This is a genomic window from Pseudomonas sp. URMO17WK12:I9, assembly GCF_900230165.1.
In the GTDB taxonomy this organism is placed as follows: Bacteria; Pseudomonadota; Gammaproteobacteria; order Pseudomonadales; family Pseudomonadaceae; genus Aquipseudomonas; species Aquipseudomonas fulva.
In genome coordinates, this window is the sequence record NZ_OCMQ01000002.1 from 314,571 (window position 1) to 337,905 (window position 23,335).

24 protein-coding genes and 1 other RNA gene are annotated in these 23,335 nt (G+C 62.3%); 8 read left to right on the forward strand and 17 right to left on the reverse strand.

The features are described 5' to 3' along the window. Window positions 1-75: 75 nt before the first annotated feature. Complete coding sequence (locus tag CRP40_RS06080; protein WP_027913431.1) at window positions 76-390, forward strand: DUF2388 domain-containing protein; 315 nt, start codon at window positions 76-78, stop codon at window positions 388-390. A 93-nt stretch (window positions 391-483) separates the two neighbouring features. Here the strand turns inward: CRP40_RS06080 and gcvH are convergent, their stop codons facing one another. The 9 genes from gcvH to CRP40_RS06125 form a co-directional block, all read right to left on the reverse strand. Further along, window positions 484-867, reverse strand: coding sequence for a glycine cleavage system protein GcvH (gene gcvH, locus CRP40_RS06085; protein ID WP_027913430.1), 384 nt, complete (start codon window positions 865-867; stop codon window positions 484-486). Between the two features lie 51 nt (window positions 868-918). Beyond that, complete coding sequence (gene gcvT / locus CRP40_RS06090) at window positions 919-2,001, reverse strand: glycine cleavage system aminomethyltransferase GcvT (protein WP_027913429.1); 1,083 nt, start codon at window positions 1,999-2,001, stop codon at window positions 919-921. Between the two features lie 135 nt (window positions 2,002-2,136). Further along, the gene (locus CRP40_RS06095) at window positions 2,137-3,759 is read right to left on the reverse strand and encodes an iron ABC transporter permease (RefSeq protein WP_027913428.1); all 1,623 of its coding nucleotides are present in this window, start codon (window positions 3,757-3,759) and stop codon (window positions 2,137-2,139) included. Between the two features lie 74 nt (window positions 3,760-3,833). After that, a complete protein-coding gene (locus tag CRP40_RS06100; RefSeq protein WP_027913427.1) occupies window positions 3,834-4,835 on the reverse strand; it encodes an extracellular solute-binding protein in 1,002 nt (333 codons plus the stop codon). Between the two features lie 142 nt (window positions 4,836-4,977). Further along, window positions 4,978-6,201: a 2-octaprenyl-3-methyl-6-methoxy-1,4-benzoquinol hydroxylase gene (locus CRP40_RS06105; RefSeq protein WP_027913426.1), complete on the reverse strand. Its 1,224-nt coding sequence runs from the start codon at window positions 6,199-6,201 to the stop codon at window positions 4,978-4,980. A 3-nt stretch (window positions 6,202-6,204) separates the two neighbouring features. Continuing rightward, on the reverse strand, window positions 6,205-6,687 hold the full coding sequence (locus CRP40_RS06110; RefSeq protein WP_027913425.1) for a DUF4442 domain-containing protein: 483 nt from the start codon (window positions 6,685-6,687) through the stop codon (window positions 6,205-6,207). Further along, complete coding sequence (ubiH, locus tag CRP40_RS06115) at window positions 6,684-7,883, reverse strand: 2-octaprenyl-6-methoxyphenyl hydroxylase (protein WP_027913424.1); 1,200 nt, start codon at window positions 7,881-7,883, stop codon at window positions 6,684-6,686. Before ubiH ends, CRP40_RS06110 begins: the two co-directional genes overlap by 4 nt. Continuing rightward, window positions 7,880-9,214 carry a Xaa-Pro aminopeptidase gene (gene pepP / locus CRP40_RS06120; RefSeq protein WP_027913423.1) on the reverse strand — a complete coding sequence of 445 codons (1,335 nt, stop codon included), beginning with the start codon at window positions 9,212-9,214 and terminating at the stop codon, window positions 7,880-7,882. The genes ubiH and pepP overlap by 4 nt, the downstream gene beginning before the upstream one ends. A gap of 19 nt (window positions 9,215-9,233) precedes the next feature. Beyond that, window positions 9,234-9,788 carry a YecA family protein gene (locus CRP40_RS06125; protein ID WP_027913422.1) on the reverse strand — a complete coding sequence of 185 codons (555 nt, stop codon included), beginning with the start codon at window positions 9,786-9,788 and terminating at the stop codon, window positions 9,234-9,236. 181 nt (window positions 9,789-9,969) lie between these two features. Here CRP40_RS06125 and CRP40_RS06130 point away from each other — a divergent pair, with 181 nt between their 5' ends. The 4 genes from CRP40_RS06130 to CRP40_RS06145 all read left to right on the forward strand — a co-directional run bounded on the left by CRP40_RS06130 (window position 9,970) and on the right by CRP40_RS06145 (window position 11,353). Beyond that, window positions 9,970-10,152: a TIGR02449 family protein gene (locus CRP40_RS06130; protein ID WP_033693939.1), complete on the forward strand. Its 183-nt coding sequence runs from the start codon at window positions 9,970-9,972 to the stop codon at window positions 10,150-10,152. Beyond that, the gene (locus tag CRP40_RS06135) at window positions 10,149-10,469 is read left to right on the forward strand and encodes a cell division protein ZapA (protein WP_023532287.1); all 321 of its coding nucleotides are present in this window, start codon (window positions 10,149-10,151) and stop codon (window positions 10,467-10,469) included. The genes CRP40_RS06130 and CRP40_RS06135 overlap by 4 nt, the downstream gene beginning before the upstream one ends. Window positions 10,470-10,486: 17 nt before the next feature. Beyond that, window positions 10,487-10,666: non-coding RNA, 6S RNA (ssrS, locus tag CRP40_RS06140), on the forward strand. Window positions 10,667-10,744: 78 nt separating this feature from the next. After that, complete coding sequence (locus tag CRP40_RS06145) at window positions 10,745-11,353, forward strand: 5-formyltetrahydrofolate cyclo-ligase (RefSeq protein WP_027913421.1); 609 nt, start codon at window positions 10,745-10,747, stop codon at window positions 11,351-11,353. A gap of 15 nt (window positions 11,354-11,368) precedes the next feature. On the opposite strand, the gene CRP40_RS21910 is transcribed toward CRP40_RS06145, so the two are convergent. Continuing rightward, entirely contained in the window at window positions 11,369-11,521 is a 153-nt protein-coding gene (locus CRP40_RS21910; protein WP_023532702.1) for a hypothetical protein, read from the reverse strand. 178 nt (window positions 11,522-11,699) lie between these two features. Here CRP40_RS21910 and CRP40_RS06150 point away from each other — a divergent pair, with 178 nt between their 5' ends. Continuing rightward, a complete protein-coding gene (locus CRP40_RS06150; RefSeq protein ID WP_027913420.1) occupies window positions 11,700-12,149 on the forward strand; it encodes an EVE domain-containing protein in 450 nt (149 codons plus the stop codon). 71 nt (window positions 12,150-12,220) lie between these two features. Here CRP40_RS06150 and CRP40_RS06155 read toward each other — a convergent pair whose 3' ends face one another. Then, window positions 12,221-12,625: a flagellar basal body-associated protein FliL gene (locus CRP40_RS06155; RefSeq protein WP_027913419.1), complete on the reverse strand. Its 405-nt coding sequence runs from the start codon at window positions 12,623-12,625 to the stop codon at window positions 12,221-12,223. A gap of 158 nt (window positions 12,626-12,783) precedes the next feature. Between CRP40_RS06155 and CRP40_RS06160 the strand changes: the two genes are divergently transcribed. After that, window positions 12,784-13,767 carry an NADPH:quinone oxidoreductase family protein gene (locus tag CRP40_RS06160; protein WP_027913418.1) on the forward strand — a complete coding sequence of 328 codons (984 nt, stop codon included), beginning with the start codon at window positions 12,784-12,786 and terminating at the stop codon, window positions 13,765-13,767. Here CRP40_RS06160 and CRP40_RS06165 read toward each other — a convergent pair whose 3' ends face one another. The 5 genes from CRP40_RS06165 to trxA all read right to left on the reverse strand — a co-directional run bounded on the left by CRP40_RS06165 (window position 13,768) and on the right by trxA (window position 19,162). Then, window positions 13,768-14,418, reverse strand: coding sequence for a gamma-glutamylcyclotransferase (locus tag CRP40_RS06165; protein ID WP_027913417.1), 651 nt, complete (start codon window positions 14,416-14,418; stop codon window positions 13,768-13,770). Window positions 14,419-14,684: 266 nt separating this feature from the next. Beyond that, window positions 14,685-15,653, reverse strand: coding sequence for a CDP-6-deoxy-delta-3,4-glucoseen reductase (locus CRP40_RS06170; protein ID WP_027913416.1), 969 nt, complete (start codon window positions 15,651-15,653; stop codon window positions 14,685-14,687). Then, window positions 15,653-17,119: a 4-hydroxy-3-polyprenylbenzoate decarboxylase gene (gene ubiD / locus CRP40_RS06175; protein ID WP_027913415.1), complete on the reverse strand. Its 1,467-nt coding sequence runs from the start codon at window positions 17,117-17,119 to the stop codon at window positions 15,653-15,655. Before ubiD ends, CRP40_RS06170 begins: the two co-directional genes overlap by 1 nt. 231 nt (window positions 17,120-17,350) lie before the next feature. After that, a complete protein-coding gene (gene rho, locus CRP40_RS06180) occupies window positions 17,351-18,610 on the reverse strand; it encodes a transcription termination factor Rho (protein WP_023532437.1) in 1,260 nt (419 codons plus the stop codon). A gap of 225 nt (window positions 18,611-18,835) precedes the next feature. Further along, a complete protein-coding gene (gene trxA, locus CRP40_RS06185) occupies window positions 18,836-19,162 on the reverse strand; it encodes a thioredoxin TrxA (RefSeq protein WP_023532641.1) in 327 nt (108 codons plus the stop codon). A gap of 256 nt (window positions 19,163-19,418) precedes the next feature. On the opposite strand from trxA, the gene ppx reads away from it, so the two are divergent. Beyond that, entirely contained in the window at window positions 19,419-20,921 is a 1,503-nt protein-coding gene (gene ppx, locus CRP40_RS06190) for an exopolyphosphatase (RefSeq protein ID WP_027913414.1), read from the forward strand. Here ppx and ppk1 read toward each other — a convergent pair. Beyond that, window positions 20,908-23,151 carry a polyphosphate kinase 1 gene (gene ppk1 / locus CRP40_RS06195; RefSeq protein ID WP_027913413.1) on the reverse strand — a complete coding sequence of 748 codons (2,244 nt, stop codon included), beginning with the start codon at window positions 23,149-23,151 and terminating at the stop codon, window positions 20,908-20,910. The two genes, ppx and ppk1, sit on opposite strands and share 14 nt — an antisense overlap. Between the last annotated feature and the right edge of the window lie 184 nt (window positions 23,152-23,335).

A 23,335-nucleotide genomic window follows, 5' to 3' on the forward strand; every position in this document is an offset into this window, starting at 1 on the left:
GCAAGTCCCGGAACTTGGCAGGCCCGCGAGCATCCAACCGCACATCTTCAACGCTCACCTTCGAGGTGTCTCATCATGCGTCTCAACACTGCCATCGCTGCCGCAGCCCTGCTCGCGCTGCCCATGGGTTCGGCCATGGCCGATTCCTTCTGGCGTAATGTGATCTCCTCCGGGGCAACCACCGGCTCGACCTACCTGACCTCGCGCGACCACAAGTTGGTGATGGCGGCGCAGGATGATGCCGGCAGCTTCGTAGCCAGTGAAGGCGCCATCCGTGGGCCATTCCTGGAGTCGGCAATCAAGCAGGTGCGTGCGGAACATCCAGGCCTTCACGCGTCCGACATGGAACTGGCCAATGCCATTCTGGCCGAGCATGCAGTAGTCGACTGATCGATACAGCGCCGGCCCCATCGCTGGCAAGCTCGCGCCGGGAGGTCTTCACCCCCTGGCTGCGAGTGCTCATGCCAGTGATGGCCGGACGGCTTACTCGCCGATCGCGGCCTTGTAGCCAGCCGCATCCAGCAGTTTATCCAGATCAGCCTGGCTGCTCGGCTTGAGCTTGAAGATCCATGCGTCGTAGGGCTGCTCGTTCAGTTGCTCAGGGCTGTCAGCCAATGCCTCGTTGACGGCGATCACTTCGCCACTGACCGGGGCATAGATGTCGGAAGCGGCCTTGACCGACTCCACGACACCGGCCGCGTCGCCTGCGGTGAACACCTTGCCCACCTCGGCCAGCTCGACGAACACCACGTCACCCAGCGCTTGCTGCGCATGGTCACTGATGCCTACCGTGACGGTACCGTCGGTTTCCAGGCGGGCCCATTCATGGCTTTCGGCAAAACGAAGTTCGGCGGGGATATTGCTCATGTCTTGAATTCCTCGATTGGCTCAGCGGTACGCCCGCCGTTTGATGATGGATCAGATCAGAATCTTGCCATGGCGCACGAAAGTCGGCCTGACCACGCGCACCGGGTACCATTTGCCACGAATTTCCACTTCGGCCCGGTCGCCCGTGGCCATGGGGACGCGTGCCAGGGCAATGGACTTGCTCAGCGTAGGTGAGAAACTACCACTGGTGATCTCCCCTTCGCCAATCCCCGCCACACGGACCACCTGGTGGGCACGCAGTACACCGCGCTCTTCCAGTACCAAACCCACGAGCTTTTCCTGTACGCCCCGCTCGATTTCCGCCAACAATGCCGCGCGCCCGATGAAGTTTCGGCTCGCCGGCTCCCAGGCGATGCTCCAGCCCAGGTTGCAAGACAACGGCGTGTGCTGCTCGTCGATGTCCTGCCCGTAAAGGTGCATGCCGGCTTCGAGCCGTAACGTGTCGCGAGCCCCCAAGCCGCTGGGTGCAATACCGGCGCCGACCAGGTCGTTGAAAAAGGTCACGGCCTGGTCACCCGGAAAGATCATCTCCAAGCCATCTTCGCCGGTGTAGCCGGTGCGCGCGATGAACCACTCCCCGTCCATCACGCCTTCGAAGGGGCGTAGCGTGCGTATCAGCGCGGCCCGCGAGGCACTGACCAAAGCAGCTACCTTCTCGCGCGCGTTCGGGCCCTGAACGGCAAGAATGGCGAGGTCCGGACGAACCTGAACGTCGACGGCAAGCCCGTCACGCTGCTGGTCCAGCCACGCGAGCACCCGGGCTCGGGTAGCTGCGTTGGTGACCAGGCGGTAACCCGTCGCCGTGCGGTAGGCGATCAAGTCGTCGATCACCCCGCCCTGCTCATGCAACATGGGGCTGTAAAGTGCCTTGCCAACCTGATCGAGCCGGGCGACATCGTTAGCCAGCAACCGCTGCATCCAGGCCGTGGCCGCATCGCCCTGAATATCAATGACGGTCATGTGGGAAACGTCGAAGACCCCACAGTCACTGCGCACCTGGTGGTGCTCATCGACCTGCGAGCCATAATGCAGCGGCATGTCCCAGCCACCGAAATCGACCGTCTTGGCGCCAAGCGCCAGATGCAGGTCGTACAAAAGCGTGCGCTGTCCCATGGGTTTCTCCTTCCGGGCGTGGCGAAGCGGCAGCAGTGGAGGGCTCATGGCCTTCAGCTGTGTGAACAGCGTTGTTTTGATTGCCTGCTGCGCGAGTGCCGCGCATTGTAGCGGCAAGGGCGCATGCTGGCACCCTTAGCAGGAATGGCCGGGCCTGCGCGCCGAGCGGCGGATCAGGCCAATGACCGGCAGCAGCCCTACCACCACCAGCGTCAATGCTGGCAGCGACGCCCGCGCCCATTCACCCTCGCTGGTCATCTCGAACACCCGTACCGCCAGCGTATCCCAGCCAAATGGGCGCATCAGCAGGGTTGCCGGCATTTCCTTCAGCACATCGACGAACACCAGCAACGACGCGCTCAGTGCGCCTGGCAACAGCAGCGGCAAGTACACCTTGATGAACAGCCCTACCCCGCCCACACCCAGGCTGCGTGATGCCTGCGGCAGCGAGGGACGAATCCGATCCAGGCTGCTCTCCAGCGGGCCGTAGGCCACGGCGATGAAGCGAATGACATAGGCCAGCAGCAACGCCGCAAGGCTGCCCAGCAGCAATGGCCTGCCAGCGCCTCCCAACCAGCTGGACAGCGGCGCGACGACCTGACTGTCCAGGTAACTGAAGGCCAGCATGATCGACACCGCCAGTACCGAGCCGGGCAAGGCATAGCCCAGGTTGGCAAGCCCTACGCCGATGCGGATACCCGGTGTAGGTGCCTGGCGACGGGCGAAGGCCAGCAGCAGCGCCACGCAGACCGTCACCAGCGCTGCAACGCCGCCCAGGTACAGGGTGTGGAGCACCAGGCCGATGTAGCGATCATCCAGATCATGGCGCCCGCGCTGCCAGAACCACACCAGCAGTTGCAGCAATGGGATGACAAATGCGCAGGCGAAGACCAACAGGCACCAGCCGCTGGCCAGCAGCGCCTTGCCACCCTGCAGTCGGTACAGCGCCTGGCCTCTGGGGCGTTCACTGGCGCTGTGGTTGGCGCCCCGCGCACGGCGCTCACCGTACAGCACCAGCATGACGGCCAGCAGCAGCAAACTGGCCAATTGCGCAGCGCTGGAAAGGCTGAAGAAGCCATACCAGGTCTTGTAGATGGCGGTCGTGAACGTGTCGAAATTGAAGACCGCCACGGCGCCGAAGTCAGCGAGGGTTTCCATCAGGGCCAAGGCGATACCCGCCCCAATGGCAGGCCGCGCCATGGGTAGGGCCACACGCCAGAATGCCTGCCAGGGGGAGAGCCCCAATACCCGGGCGGCCTCCATCAACCCTTTGCCCTGGGCAAGGAACGCTGTGCGTGCCAGCAGGTAAACATAGGGATAGAAGACCAGCACCAGCACGGTGATCACGCCGCCGGTGGAGCGCACCCGTGGCAGGCGCATGGGCCCGAAAGCCTCACGCAGGGCACTCTGCACTGGGCCGGCGAAGTCCAGCAAACCTACGAAGACGAAGGCCAGGACGTACGCCGGAATGGCGAACGGCAACATCAGCGCCCAATCCAGCCAGCGGCGGCCCGGAAACTCGCACAGGCTGGTGAGCCAGGCCAGGCTGACACCGAGCAAGGAGACGCCTAGACCGACCCCCACCACCAAGGTGGCGGTGTTACCCAGCAAGCGCCCCATCTGCGTGTCGAGCAGGTGGGACCAGATCTGCAGGTCGATCGACTGCCACGACAACAGCAGCACGCTCAGGGGCAGCAGCACGAGGCCAGCGATCAGGGTGACGGGGAGGTACCAGCGACGACGGTGGGTGTAGGGCACTTTAGATCTCTATGACGGGCCGCAGCTCGACCCACGAAGAGGCCTTTGCAGGCCTCTCGAGCGGGATGTGGCGCTCAGTTCCAGCCGGCACGGTCCATCAGGCGGATGGCTTCGGCCTGTCGCTTGCCGGCCACTTCCACCGCAATGCTGTCGGCCTTGAAGTCGCCCCACGCGGCGACTTCGTCCGAAGGCTTGACCTGAGGGTTGGCCGGGAATTCCTGATTGAGGTCGGCGAACAACTTCTGCGCCTGTTCACCGGTCATCCATTCCACCAGCTTCGTTGCGGCCTCAGGATGAGGCGCGTGCTTGGTCAGGCCGATGCCGGAGAGGTTCACGTGCACGCCACGGTCTTGCTGGTTGGGCCAGAAAATCTTCACCGGCAGGTTAGGATTCTGCTTGTGCAGCCGGCCGTAGTAGTAAGTATTCACAACACCCACGTCGCACTGACCCGCCTCGACGGCCTGGATCACTGCGTTGTCATCCGAGAACACGTCGGTGGAGAGGTTGTTGACCCAACCCTTGACGATCTGCTCGGCCTTCGCTTCGCCGTGGCTTTCGATCAAGGTGGCGGTCAGGGACTGGTTGTACACCTTCTTCGCCGTGCGCAGGCACAGCCGACCTTCCCACTGCTTGTCTGCCAGGGCTTCATAGGTGCTGAGCTCCGACGGCTTGACCCGTTCGGTGGAGTAGATGATGGTACGCGCCCTCAGGCTCAGGCCGGTCCAGTCGTGGGACGAGGCACGGTACTGAGGCGGGATGTTGCGCTCGATGATGTCGGATCGGATCGGCTGCAGGATGCCCATCTGCTCTGCCTGCCACAGATTGCCTGCATCGACGGTGAGCAGAAGATCCGCCACACCGTGCTCGCCCTCGGCCTTGATGCGCTGCATCAGGGGAGCTTCCTTGTCGGTGATGAACTTGACCTTGACGCCGGTCTCGGCCGTGTAGGCGTCGAACACCGGCTTGATCAGCTCATCGATACGCGAGGAGTAGACCACGACCTCGTCAGCGGCCTGCACGGTACCACCGACAACGCTCAGGGCCAGGGCGGCCAGTAGGGACTTGCGTGGCAACATGGAAGGCGCTCCTCGATCGAATAGAGAGGCGCAGATGGTAGTGAATCCCATTTGAAGGCTCACCCCCATTGCCGTTACTGGATGTTGCAATGTGCCAGGGCCCGCCACGCATCCGCTCTCGCCAACGCGCCGAGAGCAGCCTTTACACCTTGGCCAAATCCGGCAAATCGCCACTCAAGCCCAGTGCCTGTCGCACGAACACAGCCTTGGCCTCTGGCAGCTGCTCAACCAGCTTCAAGCCACTGTTGCGCAGCCAACGCAGCGGCAACTTGTCGGCCTGGAACAACCGCTCGAACCCTTCCATGGCTGCCATCAACGCCAGGTTGTGCGGCATGCGACGACGCTCATAGCGGCTCAGCACCTTGACATCGGCCAGCCTTTCTCCGCGCTTGCAGGCATCCACCAGGACTTCGGCCAGTACCGCCGCGTCAAGGAACCCCAGGTTCACCCCCTGCCCTGCCAGCGGATGAATGGTGTGGGCCGCATCACCGATCAGCGCAAGGCCGGGTTCCACGTAGCGTTTTGCATGTCGCTGGCGCAGCGGTACGCACAGCCGCGGGTCAGCCTGCAGCACCGTCCCGAGGCGGCCTTCGAATGCACGCTCCAGCGCCTTGAGGAAGGCTGGCTCATCCAGCGCCATCAGCCGCTCGGCCTCGGCCGGCGTGGTTGACCACACGATCGAGCACCAGTCCTGTTTGCCGTCGCGGGTCAATGGCAGGAAGGCGAGCGGACCATCGTCGGTGAAACGTTGCCAGGCGGTGGCCTGGTGATCCTGAGCGCAACGCACGCTGGTGACGATGGCATGGTGCAAGTAGTCCCACTCGCGCGTTTCACAACCTGCCAGGCGGCGAACCGCGGAATGAGCACCGTCGGCTGCGACGACCAGCGGCGCACGCAGCTGCCGGCCGTCGTGCAGCGTCATCAGCCAGTCGTCGCCGGAATGGCGCAGCTGTTCCATGCGCGCATTGGGCAACAGGCCAATGTCGCTGTCGTGCAGGCGCTCGAGCAAGGCATCCTGGACCACTTTGTTCTCGACGATATGGCCCAGCACCTGCGCATGCACGCTGGCGGCGGAAAAGTGGATCTGCCCGGTGCCGCTGCCATCCCATACCTGCATATCCGAATAGGGCGTCGCGCGCCGCCGTGCGATGCCTTCCCAAGCCCCCAGGCGGTCGAGAATACGCTGGCTGGCGGCCGACAACGCGCTGACCCGCGGCTCGAACGGCCCCTGGGCGTCGAACGGCCTGACGGCCAGGGGACCGCCATCGAGCAGCAGCACCTGCAAACCGCTATGGCGCAAGGCGAGCGCCAGCGCGCTGCCGACCATACCGGCACCTACGATCAGAACATCTGCGCGTGTTTCCATGCCTTACGCCAGCCTCGCTTGCGGCTTGAGCCGCACGTATAGGGTTTTATCGACCCGCGCCACCAGTTCACCTGCGCCGTCGCGGATATCGACCTGCAAACGGGGCAGGCATTTCTTGCCGGTGGCGGTCTGCTGGCGGATGTCGTCCAGCAGCGCGTCATCGACATGGAACTCGGCATACACCGGGCCCTTGCCAGGGGTGATGAAATCGATGCTGGCGGCCTTGTCCCAGACGATGTAGTCGCGCCCCAGCCGCTCGATGAGCAAGAGCATGTAGAACGGATCGACCATGGCATAGAGGCTGCCACCGAACTGGGTGCCCACGTAATTGCGGTTCCAGCGGGTGAGTTTCATCGCCACCCGGATGCTGCGCATGTCAGGGCTGATGTGCTGCACACGGATACCGGCGCCCAAGTAGGGCGGATACAGGTTCAGCATCCAGCGCAGAACGCGCGCACGCCGGGCCAGTTTGCGCGGGTTGCTCATGCCTTGCCCCGTACATCGGAACGCGTACCCAGGCCCATGGCCTGGCGGGCGAACCAGCTTTTGGCCGGTGGAAGCAGGTCCAGGCCCAGCAAACCCAGGTTACGGCCCGCGGCGAGCAAAGGCTGGCCGCTGCCGAACAACCGTGTTACCTGATCGGAAAACCCGATGGTGAGCGTTTGATCCAGGCGCTGGCGCTTACCGTAAGCCCGCAAGGTCGCAAGGTCGCCTGGCCGCTGCGGTCCTGCAAGCAGCGCCTCGGCAAGGGACTGCACATCCCGCAGCGACAGGTTGAACCCCTGGCCTGCGATGGGGTGCAGGCTGTGTGCGGCGTTGCCCAGCACAACCAGGTGGGGGCGGATCTGCTCCTGCGCCTCGATCAGCGACAGCGGGTACAGGTGCCGCACGCCTACCTGGCGAAGGGTCCCCAGGCGGTAACCGAAGACGCCCTGCAATTCACGCAGGAAATTGCGCTCATCCATGTCGGCCAGGCGCTGCGCATCCATGCCCTGCCGTGTCCAGACCAGCGCGCAGCGGTTTTCCGGTAACGGCAGCAAGGCCATGGGACCGGCTTCGGTGAAGCGCTCGAAGGCCTGGCCGCGGTGAGGCTCGCCGGGGGTGATGTTGGCGATCAATGCACTCTGCTCATAAGGCGTGTGGCAGACGTGAATGCCCAGTTGCTCACGCAGCCCCGAGCGCCCACCATCGGCCAGCACCGCCAGGTCGCAGTCAATGTGCGTGTCGTCATTGAGGCGCAAGCGGTAACCGCCCTCTATGGCCTGCATCGACGTCACTTCGGCCGGGCAGCGCCAGCTGACCACATCGCTGTCCAGGCCCTGCCAGAGGCATTGCCCGAGCCAGGCATTCTCGACCACGTAGCCCAGGGCCGGAACACCTTCCTCCCTCGCGTCCAGGCGGGTGGCACCAAAGCGTCCTCGGTCCGAGACGTGAATCTGTGCGATCGGTTCAGCACGCCGCTCGATGGCAGGCCACAGGCCCAGTCGATCGTAGATCTGGCGGGTCCCGAACGACAGTGCCGAGGACCGCGCATCGTAGCTGGGCTGGAAGCTGTCGCCGGGGGCAAAGGGTTCGATGAGAAGGATTTTCCAACCACGCGCCTTGGCGCCTGCCTGCAGGGTCAGCGCCAGGCTGGCCCCAACCAGCCCGCCGCCGATGATAGCGAGATTCACCTGGGTCATAGGCTGGCCTGACGCGCGTCGTGCATCAACGCCTCGATCTCGGCGAGGGTGCGGGGAACGCCCGATGTCAGGATTTCACAGCCTTGCCTGGTGACCACCACATCATCCTCGATCCGAATGCCGATGCCGCGCCATTTCTTGGCCACGCTTTCATTGTCGGCTGCTATGTAAATGCCGGGCTCGACCGTCAAGGCCATGCCTGGCTCGAGCACCCGCCACTCACCGCCCACCTTGTAATCGCCCACGTCATGCACATCCATGCCCAGCCAGTGGCCGGCACGGTGCATGTAGAACGCCCGGTACGCCTCGCTCTCGATCAACGACTGCACGTCACCCTTGAGCAGGCCCAGCTCAACCAGCCCTTCGGTGATCACCCGCACGGTGGCTTCATGGGCATGGTTCCAGTGCTTGCCCGGGGCGATTTCGGCAAACGCCGCTGCCTGGGCGCTCAGAACAAGCTCATAGATAGCCTTCTGCTCGGATGAAAACCGCCCACTGACGGGAAACGTGCGGGTGATGTCACTGGCATAGCAATCGATTTCGCAGCCCGCGTCGATCAGGACCAGGTCGCCCTCCTTGAGCGGCGCGTCGTTCTGCTGGTAATGCAGGATGCAACCATTGCGCCCTGCGGCGACGATCGACCCATACGCCGGCATCTTTGCCCCGCCCTGGCGAAAGGCGTAATCGAGTTCGGCTTCAAGGCTGTACTCATGAAGGCCCGGGCGGCAAGCCTGCATCGCCCGCACATGGGCCTTGGCAGAAATCTCGGCGGCCGTGCGCATCACTTTCACTTCCGCCGCCGATTTATACAGGCGCATGTCGTGCAGCAGGTGATCCAGGGCAACGAATTCGTTCGGGGGCTGTGCACCGAGGCGGGCCTTGGAGCGAATCACGTTGATCCAGTCCATCAACCTGCGATCGAATTCGGGATTGCTGCCCATGGCGCTGTAGACGCGTTCGCGGCCTTCGATCAGCCCCGGCAGGATCTCGTCGATGTCGGCGATGGGAAACGCATCGTCAGCGCCAAAATCGCGCACCGCACCCTCCTGGCCGGCCCGCAAGCCGTCCCACAGCTCGCGCTCAGGGTTGCGCTCGCGGCAGAACATCACGTATTCGCCATGCTCGCGGCCAGGTATCAACGCAATCACCGCCTCGGGCTCGGGAAAACCACTGAGGTATTGAAAGTCGCTGTCCTGGCGATACACGTGCTCGACATCACGGTTGCGGATGGCAACGGCGGCGGCAGGCAAGATGGCAATGCTGTTGGGGACCATCTGCGCCATCAGCGCCTTGCGCCGGCGGGCATATTCGGCCTTGGGAATGCGGCTCATGGGCAGACTACCCCGTGGTTCAGTGCAGAGAAGGCTTGGGCGCAGGCGCTGCAGGCTTGGCCAGTTCGGAAAACAGCAGCAACGGCGCGACGCGCAGGTATTCCATCACTTCCATGTAGTCGCTTTCGCCGTCTTCGGATTCTTCCAGCGCTTCCTGGACCTGGGAGATGGCCACCAGGTCCTGGAGCACTTCCTTGGCCTCGATGGACAGGTCCTTGCCACCGGCGTTCAGGCCGAAGCCTGTGATGAAGCCCTGGCACCACTGCCCCAGGGCGGTGGCGCGATCGGTCAGCGCAGCGTCGTCGGACGGCAGCAGCAGCACGATGGCCATATCGTCGCTGGTAAGCTCGCCCTTGACCATTTCCTGCAGGCCAATCAGGGCATTACGCACAGCGTCTTGCGGTTCGGTTTCCAGCAACTGGGCCGCATCGGCCAGCCAGCCGTCGGCATCGAAGCCGGCGCCCGCACAGCTGCGGCCGATGAGCAGGCCGTGCAGTTCGGCGGGTGTGACGGGGTGGCCATTGCTGGAAAGCAGCATGGCGAAGGCAACGTAGGGCGATTGAGTATTGGGCATGGGCTGCTAGGCGCCGGAGGGCGCAATGACTAGAATGAAGGCCTTGTATCCTAGCACCGGCAGGCGCGCCAAGACCATCGGCACTGGCAGCCACGGCCCAGGGAGAGGCATCATCGCAAGATGAGTCAATGACGGAGCGAATCGAGTGCAACCCACGCAAGAGAACGACCTGCAGGCCCTGATGAGCCGATTCGAGCTGCTGATCGAGCGTGTCGAGCAACTTAAACGGCAAAATGCACTCCTAGTAGCTCAGGAAAAGTCCTGGCGCGAAGAGCGCGCCCACCTCATCGAAAAGAACGAGATCGCCAGACGCAAGGTCGAGTCGATGATCTTGCGTCTCAAGGCCCTGGAGCAAGACTCATGAGTTCAAGCAATAGCGTCACCGTGCAGATCCTCGACAAGGAATACTCGATCATCTGCCCGCCCGAAGAGCGCAACAACCTGGTCAGTGCAGCTCACTACCTGGACAGCAAGATGCGCGAGATTCGCAGCAGCGGCAAGGTGATCGGTGCCGACCGCATCGCGGTCATGGCGGCGTTGAACATTACCCACGAGATGCTCCATCGCCAGGAAGACCGCAGCGCTGCTCCGGCCGGCGGGGCCACGCGCGAGCAGGTGCGCGATTTGCTGGACCGGGTCGACCAGGCGCTGTCCGACGAGACGGGTACCAAAAAAAACTGAGGTTGTTATACTGGCGCCACTCCCTGGTGGATGCGCCAGTCGGTTATGTCCCTGAGCCGATACGCACAACCACGGGGGTTGCACGCTGGGGCAGGTGTGCATGTCCGCTCGACGGAAAGCCTTAATGTCCCCTGCAATCTCCACCTTGAACTTTCGGGTTCAAGGGCTACACCGATAGCGGTCTTATCGGGGAGCCCGAATTCCTTTGCCCGCCTCCCGGCGGGCAAATCGTTTTGGCCAACAGCAGTGGCCAGCACCCTCGGATCGCCCGTGCCATGACCGACACCGCGACGCTCACCCGCCCTCAACTTCGCAGGCACTTGCGCAATGCGCGCAGGGCGCTCACGCCCGCGCAACAGCGTCAGGCCGCTGCGGGCCTGTACCGTCTGCTGGCACAGCACCCGCTCTTTCGCAAGGCCAGGCATATCGCCTTGTACCTGCCCAACGATGGCGAGATCGACCCTGCATTGCTGCTGCGCGAGGCGCAGCGACGCGGCAAGCGCACCTACTTGCCGGTGCTGCATCCATGGCCACGCACCCGCATGGTGTTTCAGCGATTCGAGAAGGGCGAGAAACTCACGCCCAACCGGTTCCGAATCCCTGAGCCGACCACCGACCGCAGGCGTCAACGCCCCGTATGGGCACTGGACCTGATTCTGCTGCCCCTGGTGGGCTTCGACGACGCGGGAGGGCGACTGGGCATGGGAGGTGGCTTCTATGATCGCAGCCTGGCTTACCTGGCTCGCCGGCAGACCTGGAAAAAACCACGGCTGCTAGGCTTGGCGCATGAGTGCCAGAAGGTCGAACGGCTAGCACAGGCCAGCTGGGACGTGCCTTTGCAGGGAACGGTCTCGGATCGTCACTGGTACGTGGCACCACGCTGAGCGGTGCCGGGAGGGTCAGCGTTGCGCCTGACCGGCTTCGTACGGCATCTGGTAGGCGTTATCCAGCTTGCGCTCCCAGATCCCCTGCGCATAACCGGTGGTAACCACACCCAAGCCAAAGATGAACACCAGGACCCACAGTAGGTCCGGCTTTTTACGTTGATTCATCGACGATTGCCCCCCAGGCAAACTGTTCAGTGCTCGGCGACTTCTGGGTCGTACCTGAGCATCGCACCTCAAACGGGGCGCATTCTCCGACAACCTGAGCCACCACGCAAACGTTGACGTCAACCAGTCGTCGGTTTGATTGAACGAGTTATTTCAAAGCATTTCTGGAGCAAACAACATGGCCTATTGGCTGATGAAGTCCGAGCCCGACGAACTGTCCATCGAAGGTTTGGCTCACCTTGGCGAAGCCCGCTGGGACGGTGTGCGTAACTATCAGGCGCGCAATTTCCTGCGTGCGATGAGCGCGGGGGACATGTTCTTCTTCTACCATTCCAGCTGCCCTCAACCTGGCATCGCCGGCATTGCCAAGGTCATCCGCGCAGCCTATCCGGACCCCACTGCGCTGGACACGCAGAGCCCTTACCACGATGCCAAGGCCACGCCCGACAAGAACCCGTGGAGCGCGGTAGACGTGGCTCACGTGCGGACACTGCCACGCGTGCTTGAGCTGGGCTGGTTGAAACAACTGCCAGCCCTGGCCGAGCTGGCGCTGGTGCAAAAAGGCAGTCGCCTGTCGGTCATGCCGGTAACGACCGAGCAATGGACTGCCATCCTGCCGATGGATTGAGGCACCTGCCCCGCTCCGACATTCCCATGAAACCCAGCCTTCAGTGGCTGACCGAAGACCGGGTTAGCCGCTCACTGGACGATCAGGTTGTTGAACAGCAGGTCCTCGACGATCGGCTTGCCCTCTTCGGTCTCCATCACCTGCTGAACCTGCTTGAGCGCCTCTTGGCGCAAATGCTCCTTGGCCTCCACATTACTCATGCTGTCCACGGTCTGCTGGGTAAACAGTGCGACGAGCTGGTTGCGGATCAGCGGTTCATGGTGCTGTACCGCCTTGGCGGCCTCATCCCCGGTCACTCGCAACGCGACATCGGCCTTGAACACCCGCAACCGCGGACCACCATCGAGCGCATAGTTACCTACGAACGGCGGTGTCAGCGTGATATAGGCCACCTTGGGCGCGCCCTCCTTGGCCTCCTCGGCCACGGCTGCGGCGGGTAACACCAGTGCCAACACCATCAATATCCACGCTTTCACGAAATCGCTCCTCTATTCAGGTGGCGCCAGCTTAACCAGCACATCATTCAAACCCAAGCCTGGGCTTATGCCGGCTCATCAGGACAAGCCATGCTCGTTGACCCGACTGGCGGCCCTCCTACACTTATCGGCCATTACCCGCAAAGGAATAGGCCACGATGAAAGCGCTGCTCTGCAAGCACCTGGGCCCGGCCCGCGACCTGGTCCTGGAAGACGTGCCCAGCCCAACGCCCAAGCCCAACGAAGTGCTGCTGGACGTGCAGGCGGCAGGGGTCAACTTTCCCGATACCCTGATCATAGAAGGCAAATACCAGTTTCAGCCGCCCCTGCCCTTTTCTCCGGGTGGAGAGGCCGCGGGCACGGTCGCAGCCGTTGGCGCCAAGGTGGGCGCCTTCAAGGTGGGTGACCGCGTCATGGCGCTGACCGGCTGGGGTGCTTTCGCCGAGCAAGTGGCAGTGCCCGCCTACAACGTAATGCCCGTGCCAGCCGGCATGGACTTCATTACCGCCGCCGCATTCGGTATGACCTACGGCACCTCGATGCACGCCTTGCGCCAGCGCGGTCGATTGCAAGCCGGCGAAACCTTGCTGGTATTGGGTGCGTCCGGCGGGGTGGGCCTGGCAGCGGTTGAGATCGGCAAGGCCATGGGGGCGCGGGTTATCGCGGCTGCCAGCAGCGCGCAAAAGCTCGCGGTGGCCCGTGCCGCCGGTGCTGATGATCTGATCGACTACAGCCAGGAAAATCTGCGCGAGGCCATCAAGCGCCTGACCGATGGCAAGGGTGTGGATGTGATTTACGATCCGGTCGGCGGCGAGCTGTTCGAGCACGCCGTGAGGGGCCTGGCGTGGAACGGTAGGCTGTTGGTGGTAGGTTTTGCCAGCGGCAGCATTCCCCAATTGGCAGCCAACCTGGTGCTGCTCAAGGGGGCGGCGGTGCTGGGCGTGTTCTGGGGCGCGTTTGCACAGCGCCAACCGGAGGATAACGCAGCCAACTTCAAGCAGCTGTTTGCCTGGCACGCGCAGGGCAAATTGAAGCCGCTCGTCTCACAAACCTACACCCTGGCCGACGCGGGTACGGCCATCGAAACACTGGGCCAGCGCCAGGCGGTCGGCAAGCTGGTGGTGGTGCCGCCCGGCACCTGATCACCGTTCGCGCAGGTCATGACAGCGCCTGAAGCGCGCCTCCAGGTTGCGATCAGGCATGTGATGGCTGCGCAGGGCGTGAAGGGTCTGCTCGACATAATCACGCGTGGTGCCATACCGCCCTTTAGCGCTGGCCAGTATGTGGCTGAGCACGTTATCCGGCAGATTGCCCGCATAGCAAGGCAGATGCCGCTCCAGCACGAAGCCCAGGGCCTGTACCTTGCTGCCATCGTCGAGCCGGCAGTTGAGCCAATGCGGGCGGTAGGCCGGGTAAGGCATTTCGCGCTGCCACAGGGCACGAAGCGACGCATCGAGGGTGGCATCGTCCAGCCTGTAGGCAAAGCCGCTGCACGAGCCGCCTCGATCCAGACCGAACACCAAACCGGGGGTTTCAGGCGTGCCACGGTGCTCGTGCGACCACAGGTACAAGCCCCGGTGGTAACCGTGCACCCGCGCACGTCGACGCTCCACCGCGCTGCACTCGGGCCGCCAGATCAAGGAGCCATAGGCGAACAGCCACACTGGCCCGCCCTGGTGACGGGACATGGCGGCTTGCATGGAGTGATGCAGTTGCTCGTGGGTCAGTTGCTGACCAAAATCGAGCGAAGGGGGGTATGGGACTTGCCAGGATGAACGTTCGAGCGCCGACATAAGCTGCCGCTATGATTCCCTGTGAACAAAGCATGTAACGTGGCCGAGCCTGATGCGTTAGCCACTGGGTCGTTGACCAGAGCCCTCAGGCAAGTCATTTACGGCAGTCGCGCCAGGCGGTGTATAAGCTAAGTCAGGGCAAGGGGCTGAACAAGTGCATGCAGAGCTTTTCACGCCAGGCGCCGACGACCGGCCGTGCAGCGCGTCAAGTGCGTACGGGGTGGCGCGGGCAGCCTGACGGGCGCCGCGCACCGCGAGGGGATGCTTCAGCCGCGAGGCGCGTAAGCGAACACGTCCGCACGCATGCGGTGCGCATCCATGCCGGCGTCCACCAGCGCATCGAGCGTGGCGTAGATCATGTTCGGCGAGCCACTGGCGTACACGTGTACGCCGTTGAGGTCGGCAATGTCCTCGCAAACCGCTTCGTGCAGCATCCCACAACGGCCCTCCCAGCCACACAGGTCGCTGACCACCTGGTGCAGGGACAGGTTGGGCAGACTCAGCCACTGATCCCAATGCTCGATCTGATAGAAGTCTTCCGGGCGTCGTACGCCCCAGTACAAGTGAACAGGGTGTTTGAAGCCCTGAGCGCGGCAGTGTTCCACAAGGCTGTGCATCTGCCCCATGCCGGTACCGGCGGCGATCAGCACCAAGGGGCCGTCGGGCAGTTCGGCCAAGTGGGTATCGCCGAAGGGCATTTCGATACGAGCCAAGCGCTCGCGCTGCAATTGCTCGATCAACTGCACGGCGCTGGGCTCGCGCGCCAGCACGTGCAATTCAAGCTCGCGCCCTGCATGGGGAGCTGAGGCCAGCGAAAAAGCGGCCGGCTTGCCCGCTTCACGTTCGATCATCAAATACTGCCCGGCATGGTAGCGCGGCGGCTTGCCCGCAGGCGCCAACAGGCGCACGCGCCAAACGTCGCCACCCACTTCACGGCATTCACTGACCGTGCAGGTCAGCTTGCGCACCGGCAGCTCGCCCAAGGCCAGCACGCCGTCCCATAGCAGGATGCAATCTTCGAGCGGCTCGGCGATGCAGGTGAACAATTCGCCATGGTCCCGGACTTCTCCGTTCTGGCGCACACTGCCTTCGACCAGCAACGCAGCGCAGACATGACAGTTGCCATTACGGCAGCTGTTGGGGCAGTCATAACCCAGCCGACGCGCACCTTCCAGGATCCGTTCCCCGGGCTCTAGCGTCAGCACTGCTCCGGACGGCTGCAACGTTACCTGCATCAATCTATTCCCAACTGATCCCACAGCTCATCGATACGCCGGGTGACGGCTTCGTCCTTGACGATGACCCGCCCCCACTCGCGTGTAGTCTCGCCCGGCCACTTGTGCGTGGCATCCAGGCCCATTTTCGATCCCAGCCCCGACACTGGAGAGGCAAAGTCCAGGTAGTCGATCGGCGTGTTGTCGATCATCACCGTATCACGCTTGGGGTCCATGCGTGTGGTGATGGCCCAGATCACGTCGTTCCAGTCGCGGGCGTTGATGTCGTCGTCGGTCACGATAACGAACTTGGTGTACATGAACTGTCGCAGGAACGACCACACACCCAGCATCACGCGCTTGGCATGCCCCGGGTACTGCTTCTTCATGGTCACCACCGCCATGCGGTAGGAGCACCCCTCCGGTGGCAGGTAGAAATCGACGATTTCCGGGAACTGTTTCTGCAGGATCGGCACGAACACTTCGTTCAGCGCCACGCCAAGAATCGCCGGTTCATCCGGCGGCCGACCGGTGTAGGTGCTGTGATAGATAGGGTTTTGCCGGTGGGTGATGCGCTCGACGGTGAACACCGGGAAGCTGTCCACTTCGTTGTAGTAACCGGTATGGTCCCCATAGGGGCCTTCAGGCGCCATCTCGCCTGGGTGGATTACCCCTTCGAGGATGATCTCGGCCGTGGCCGGCACCTGCAGATTGCTGCCGCGGCACTTGACCAGCTCAGTGCGATTACCCCGCAACAGGCCCGCGAAGGCGTATTCGGAAAGCGTATCGGGCACTGGGGTCACTGCACCCAGGATAGTGGCAGGGTCTGCCCCCAACGCCACGGCCACTGGGAACGGCTGGCCGGGATTTTTTTCACACCACTCACGGTAGTCCAGGGCGCCGCCACGGTGGCTGAGCCAACGCATGATCACTTTGTTGCGGCCAATCACTTGCTGCCGGTAGATGCCCAGGTTCTGGCGGTCCTTGTTCGGACCGCGCGTGACGGTCAGGCCCCAGGTGATCAGCGGTGCCACATCGCCCGGCCAGCAATGCTGAATCGGCAATGCGCCAAGGTCCACGTCCTCTCCTTCGAGCACCACTTCCTGGCAAACGGCGTCCTTGACCACCTTCGGCGCCATCGATACCACTTTCTTGAAGATCGGCAGCTTGGACCAGGCGTCCTTGAGCCCTTTCGGGGGTTCAGGCTCCTTGAGAAACGCCAGAAGCTTACCGATCTCGCGCAGCTCATTGACCGACTCGGCACCCATGCCCATGGCCACCCGCTCAGGCGTGCCGAACAGGTTGCCCAGCACGGGAATGTCGAAGCCGGTCGGCTTTTCGAACAACAGCGCAGGGCCTTTGGCACGCAGCGTGCGATCGCAGACCTCGGTCATTTCCAGCACTGGGGAGATCGGGACCTGGATGCGCTTGAGCTCGCCGCGCTGTTCCAGGCCACGAATGAAGTCGCGCAAGTCGCGATACTGCATGCATGAGCCTCGTGTTGGCCGTATCGGTCGGGGGTTCAGAGTGTAGCGCCGTTCAGAGCGCAATGGTCAAAACTGATCAGGGCCGCGTCGCGTCCCATCGCAACCGGTCCGACGCCCCGCCAAAGCCGCTCTTACAGGATTACGCTATCCCTGTAGGAACGGCCTTGCAAAGGCATCGGACCAGCCGCGATGGGCTGCGAAGCGGCCCCATTCGATCTAGACCTGAAACGCTTACTTGCGCTTCATCGACAGGAAGAACTCGTCGTTGGTCTTGGTCTGCTTGAGCTTGTCGACCAGGAACTCGATGGCAGCGATTTCGTCCATCGGGTGCAACAGCTTGCGCAGGATCCACATGCGCTGCAGTTCGTCGTCGGCGGTCAGCAGCTCTTCGCGGCGAGTACCCGAACGGTTGATGTTGATGGCAGGGAACACACGCTTTTCAGCGATACGACGGTCCAGGGGCAGTTCCATGTTGCCGGTGCCCTTGAATTCCTCGTAGATCACCTCGTCCATCTTCGAACCGGTTTCGACCAGCGCGGTGGCGATGATGGTCAGCGAACCGCCTTCCTCGATGTTACGGGCGGCACCGAAGAAGCGCTTGGGCTTCTCCAGGGCGTGAGCGTCGACACCACCGGTCAGCACTTTGCCCGAGCTTGGAATGACCGTGTTATAGGCACGTGCCAGACGGGTAATGGAGTCGAGCAGGATGACCACGTCCTTCTTGTGCTCGACCAGGCGCTTGGCCTTCTCGATGACCATTTCGGCCACTTGCACGTGACGGGTTGGCGGCTCGTCGAAGGTGGAGGCAACCACTTCGCCGCGTACGGTACGCTGCATCTCGGTCACTTCTTCCGGGCGCTCGTCGATTAGCAGAACGATCAGGTGGCACTCGGGATTGTTACGCGTGATGTTGGCTGCGATGTTCTGCAGCATGATGGTCTTGCCCGCCTTGGGCGGGGCGACGATCAGGCCACGCTGGCCCTTGCCGATCGGGGCGCACAGGTCGATGACCCGGCCGGTCAGGTCTTCGGTGGAGCCGTTGCCGGCTTCCATCTTCAGGCGCTTGTTGGGGAACAGCGGCGTCAGGTTCTCGAACAGGATCTTGTTCTTGGCGTTTTCCGGCCGGTCGAAGTTGATGGTATCGACCTTCAACAGGGCGAAGTAACGCTCCCCTTCCTTCGGCGGGCGGATCTTGCCAACGATGGTATCGCCGGTACGCAGGTTGAAGCGGCGGATCTGGCTAGGCGAAACGTAGATATCGTCAGGGCCGGCCAGGTAGGACGCATCAGCAGAACGCAGGAAACCGAAACCATCCTGGAGAATCTCCAGCACGCCGTCACCCGAGATCTCTTCGCCGCTTTTCGCATGCTTTTTCAGCAGGGAGAAAATCACGTCCTGTTTGCGCGAACGGGCCATGTTCTCGATGCCCATTTGTTCGGCCATTTCCAAAAGATCGGTAATCGGCTTTTGCTTGAGTTCAGTCAGGTTCATAAGGGGAATGACGTAATCATGTAAGAAGGGAGAATTAAGCTTCTGGCTTAATGAAGCCGCGCCGCTAGATGGCGAAAGGATCGCGTACTGATTCGAATTGGGGATGCTTCGGCGACGGCATGTAGAGGGCACTGAAGAAGCAGTGCGAGGCCGAATGTAACACTTGCTTTTTTGTGCGTCTAGTGCTCTGAAAAAGAAAAGCCCCGCATTTGCGGGGCTTTTTTATCACAGGTGGGCGTCGAGGAACGCTGCCAGCTGCGATTTGGACAAGGCACCGACCTTGGTGGCTTCCACGTTGCCGTTCTTGAACAGCATCAGCGTCGGGATACCACGCACGCCGTGCTTGGCTGGGGTTTCCTGGTTTTCGTCGATGTTCAGCTTGGCGACGACCAGTTTGCCTTCATACGTGGAGGCGATGTCGTCCAGAACCGGAGCGATCATCTTGCATGGGCCGCACCATTCAGCCCAGTAGTCGACCAACACCGGGCCTTGAGCCTGAAGCACTTCAGCATCGAAGGTGGCGTCGGTGACGTGTTTGATTTTGTCGCTCATGGAAATCTCCAAGGTCGTAAGCACGGAAAACGTTGCCCATCATAGCCGCCCCCGCGGTCGACAGGAAGCCGCAGACGATTGAGTGTAACTATAGTTGTGCAAGAGCACTCGAATCAAAACTGTCACATCGTCTTCATAGAATCGAATGGCACATTGCCGTATATCAAGCGCATCGCGCAGGCCAGGTGCCACGCGTTGGCGACCAGCCTGCTATCGTGGCACGATTGCCAGGTTAACGACCGAGAACTTCCAGATCATGCCGCATACCACCGCGAAGAACCTGTCCCTGATAGCCGCCATCGACCTCGGCTCCAACAGCTTCCACATGGTCGTGGCCAAGGCCCACCACACCGAAATCCGCATTCTCGAGCGGCAGGGCGAGAAGGTACAGCTGGCCGCCGGCATCGACGAGGAGCGCAGGCTCAGTGAAGAAGCCATGGAGCGCGGCCTGGAGTGCCTCAAGCGCTTCGCTCAGCTGATCAACGGCATGCCCGCAGGCTCGGTGCGCATCGTCGGCACCAACGCCTTGCGTGAAGCGCGCAACCGCAACATCTTCATCCAGCGTGCCGAAGCCATTCTTGGCCACCCGGTAGAAGTCATCTCAGGCCGCGAAGAAGCCCGCCTGATTTACCTGGGCGTTTCCCATACGCTGGCCGACACCGCGGGCAAGCGCCTGGTGGCGGACATCGGCGGCGGCAGCACCGAATTCATCATTGGCCAGCGCTTCGAGCCGCTGTTGCGCGAGAGCCTGCAGATGGGCTGCGTCAGCTTCACCCAGCGCTATTTCCGTGACGGCAAGATCACCCCTGCGCGCTATGCCCAGGCCTATACGGCCGCCCGGCTTGAGTTGATGAGCATCGAGCATGCCCTGCACCGCCTGACCTGGGATGAAGCCATCGGTTCGTCGGGTACCATTCGCGCCATCGGCGCCGCCATTCGGGGTGCAGGCTTGGGCAATGGCGAGGTAAACGCCGAAGGGCTGGCCTGGGTCAAGCGCAAGCTGTTCAAGCTGGGCGAAGTCGACAGAATCGATTTCGAAGGGGTCAAGCCGGATCGGCGCACCATCTTCCCGGCGGGCATGGCCATCCTCGAAGCGATCTTCGATGCGCTGGAGCTGCAGCGCATGGACCACTGCGACGGTGCGCTGCGTGAAGGTGTGCTGTTCGACCTGCTTGGCCGGCATCATCATGAAGACGTACGCGAGCGTACCCTCAACTCGCTGATGGAGCGTTACCACGTCGATCAGGGCCAGGCCGCCCGGGTCGAGCGCAAGGCACTGCATGCCTTCGACCAGGTGGCCGTAGCCTGGGACCTGCAGGACGGCAATTGGCGCGACCTGCTGGGTTGGGCAGCCAAGGTCCATGAGATCGGCCTGGACATCGCCCACTATCATTACCACAAGCACGGCGCGTACCTGATCGAGCACTCCGACCTGGCAGGCTTTTCGCGCGAGGATCAGCAGATGATGGCCTTGCTGGTGCGCGGCCACCGCCGCAACATCCCCAAGGACCGTTATGCCGAGCTGGGGGATGATGGGGTCAAGCTGCTGCGCCTGTGCGTGCTGCTGCGCTTTGCCATCCTGTTTCATCACATCCGGGGCACGCAGCAGATGCCCAAAGTCGAGCTCAAGGCGGCCGATAACCGCCTGGAAGTGGTATTCCCGGAAGGTTGGCTCGAGCAGAACCAGCTGACCCAGGCCGACTTCGCCAACGAAGCGGAGTGGCTGGCCCGGGTCGGCTTCGTCCTCAGCGTACGTTGAGGACCGGGTTGCTCAGGCGCTCCAGCAAGGTCGCCTGGGCACTGCGGGGGTTCTGGTTACCCGTCGGGCTGCTGCGCACATAGCGCCCGTCTGGCTGAAGGGTCCAGGCGTGAGTGTTGTCGGTCAGGTACGCCTCCAGTTCCTTTTTCACCCGCAGCAAGAGCTTCTTGCCCTCGACCGGGAAGCAGGTCTCGACCCGCTTGTCGAGGTTGCGCTCCATCCAGTCCGCACTGGAGAGGTAGATCTGCTCTTCACCGCCATTGAGGAAGTAGAACACACGGGTGTGTTCCAGGAAGCGGCCGATGATCGAGCGTACCTGGATGTTGTGTGAAACCCCTGGAATACCTGGACGCAGGCAGCACATGCCACGCACGATCAGGTCGATCTTCACCCCCGATTGACTGGCCTTGTACAAGGCCTTGATGACCTTCGCATCGGTCAGCGAGTTGAATTTGGCGATGATGTGCGCCGGCTTGCCGTCCAGGGCGAACTGGGTTTCGCGGGCGATCATGTCCAGCATGCCCTTTTTCAGGGTGAACGGCGCATGCATCAGTTTCTTCATGCGCAGGGTCTTGCCCATGCCGATCAGCTGGCTGAACAGCTTGCCGACGTCCTCGGTAAGCGCATCGTCGGAGGTGAGCAGGCTGTAATCGGTGTACAAGCGGGCATTGCCAGCGTGGTAGTTGCCGGTCCCCAGGTGCGCATAGCGAACGATCTCGCCCTGCTCGCGGCGCAGGATCAACATCATCTTGGCGTGCGTCTTGAAACCGACCACGCCATAGATCACCACCGCGCCTGCCGCTTGCAGGCGGCTTGCCATCTGCAGGTTGGACTCCTCGTCGAAGCGTGCGCGCAGTTCGATCACTGCGGTGACTTCCTTGCCGTTGCGCGCTGCATCGACTAACGCATCGACAATTTCCGAGTTGGCGCCGGAGCGGTAGAGCGTCTGACGTACGGCCAGAACGTGCGGGTCCTTGGCCGCCTGGCGCAACAGGTCGATGACCGGCGTGAACGACTCGAAGGGGTGCATGAGCAGGATGTCCTGCTTGCTGATCACGCTAAAGATGTTGTCGGCGTTCTGCAGCAACTTCGGGATGGCCGGGGTGAACGGTACGTATTGAAGTTCGGGGTGGCTGTCCAGCCCAGTGATGCTGAACAACCGCGTCAGGTTGACCGGCCCATTGACCTGGTAGAGCTCGCTTTCGCTCAGGCTGAACTGCTTGAGCAGGTAGTCCGACAGGTGCTTGGGGCACGTATCGGCGACTTCCAGGCGCACGGCATCGCCGTAGCGGCGCGAGAACAGCTCGCCACGAAGCGCCCGGGCCAAGTCATCGACCTCTTCGGAATCCAGCGCCAGGTCGGCGTTACGGGTCAGGCGGAACTGGTAGCACCCCTTCACCTTCATACCCTGGAACAGGTCGTCGGCGTGGGCGTGGATCATCGACGAAAGGAAGACGTAATTGGCACCAGTGCCACCCACCTCCTCAGGCACGCGAATGACCCGTGGCAGCAGCCGCGGTGCCGGAATGATGGCCAGGCCTGAATCGCGGCCGAACGCATCGACGCCTTCAAGCTCGACGATGAAGTTCAGGCTCTTGTTCACCAGCAATGGGAATGGATGGGTAGGGTCCAGGCCGATCGGGGTGATGATGGGCGCAATCTCGTCGCGGAAGTAGCGACGCACCCATGTCTTGAGCTTGGGTGTCCAGTGACGGCGGCGAATGAATCGAATCTGGTGTTTTTCCAGCTCCGGAAGCAGCACATCGTTGAGAATCGCGTACTGGCGATCGACCTCGATATGCACCAGTTCGCTGATGCGCGTGAGGGCCTGGTGCGGCTGCAAGCCGTCGGCACCGGCCTGCTCGCGGGCGAAGTTGATCTGCTTTTTCAGCCCGGCCACACGAATCTCGAAGAACTCGTCCAGGTTGCTCGAGAAGATCAGCAGGAACTTCAGGCGTTCGAGCAACGGGTAACTTTCATCCAGCGCCTGCTCCAGTACGCGGATGTTGAACTGCAGCTGGGACAGTTCGCGATGAATGTACAGGCTGGTATCGTCCAGGCCAGGCACGACGATGGCCGGGGCGGGAGCCGGCGTGGGCGCCGCTGACTCCGCTGCAGGTTCCACAGCGACCTGGGACGCGGGTGGCAGATCAGGCGGGGTCTGCACCAACTCCTCTGGAAGCTCCTTGGCATCCTTGATCAAGACAGGGGGAAGCACTTCGTTATTCATCTGGCGGTCCTGAGGACGTTAACGCCCTATCATCAATTGAGCGGCAAGATAAGCGCCCATTATGACGCCTGTGTTACACGCCAGGGCAAGCCATGGCACACGGTTGCAGACATTGTGGTAGCGGGCACTGTTCACGTCGAGACACATTTGGACACTTTCCCGAACGCACGCGAAGGGGTAGGCT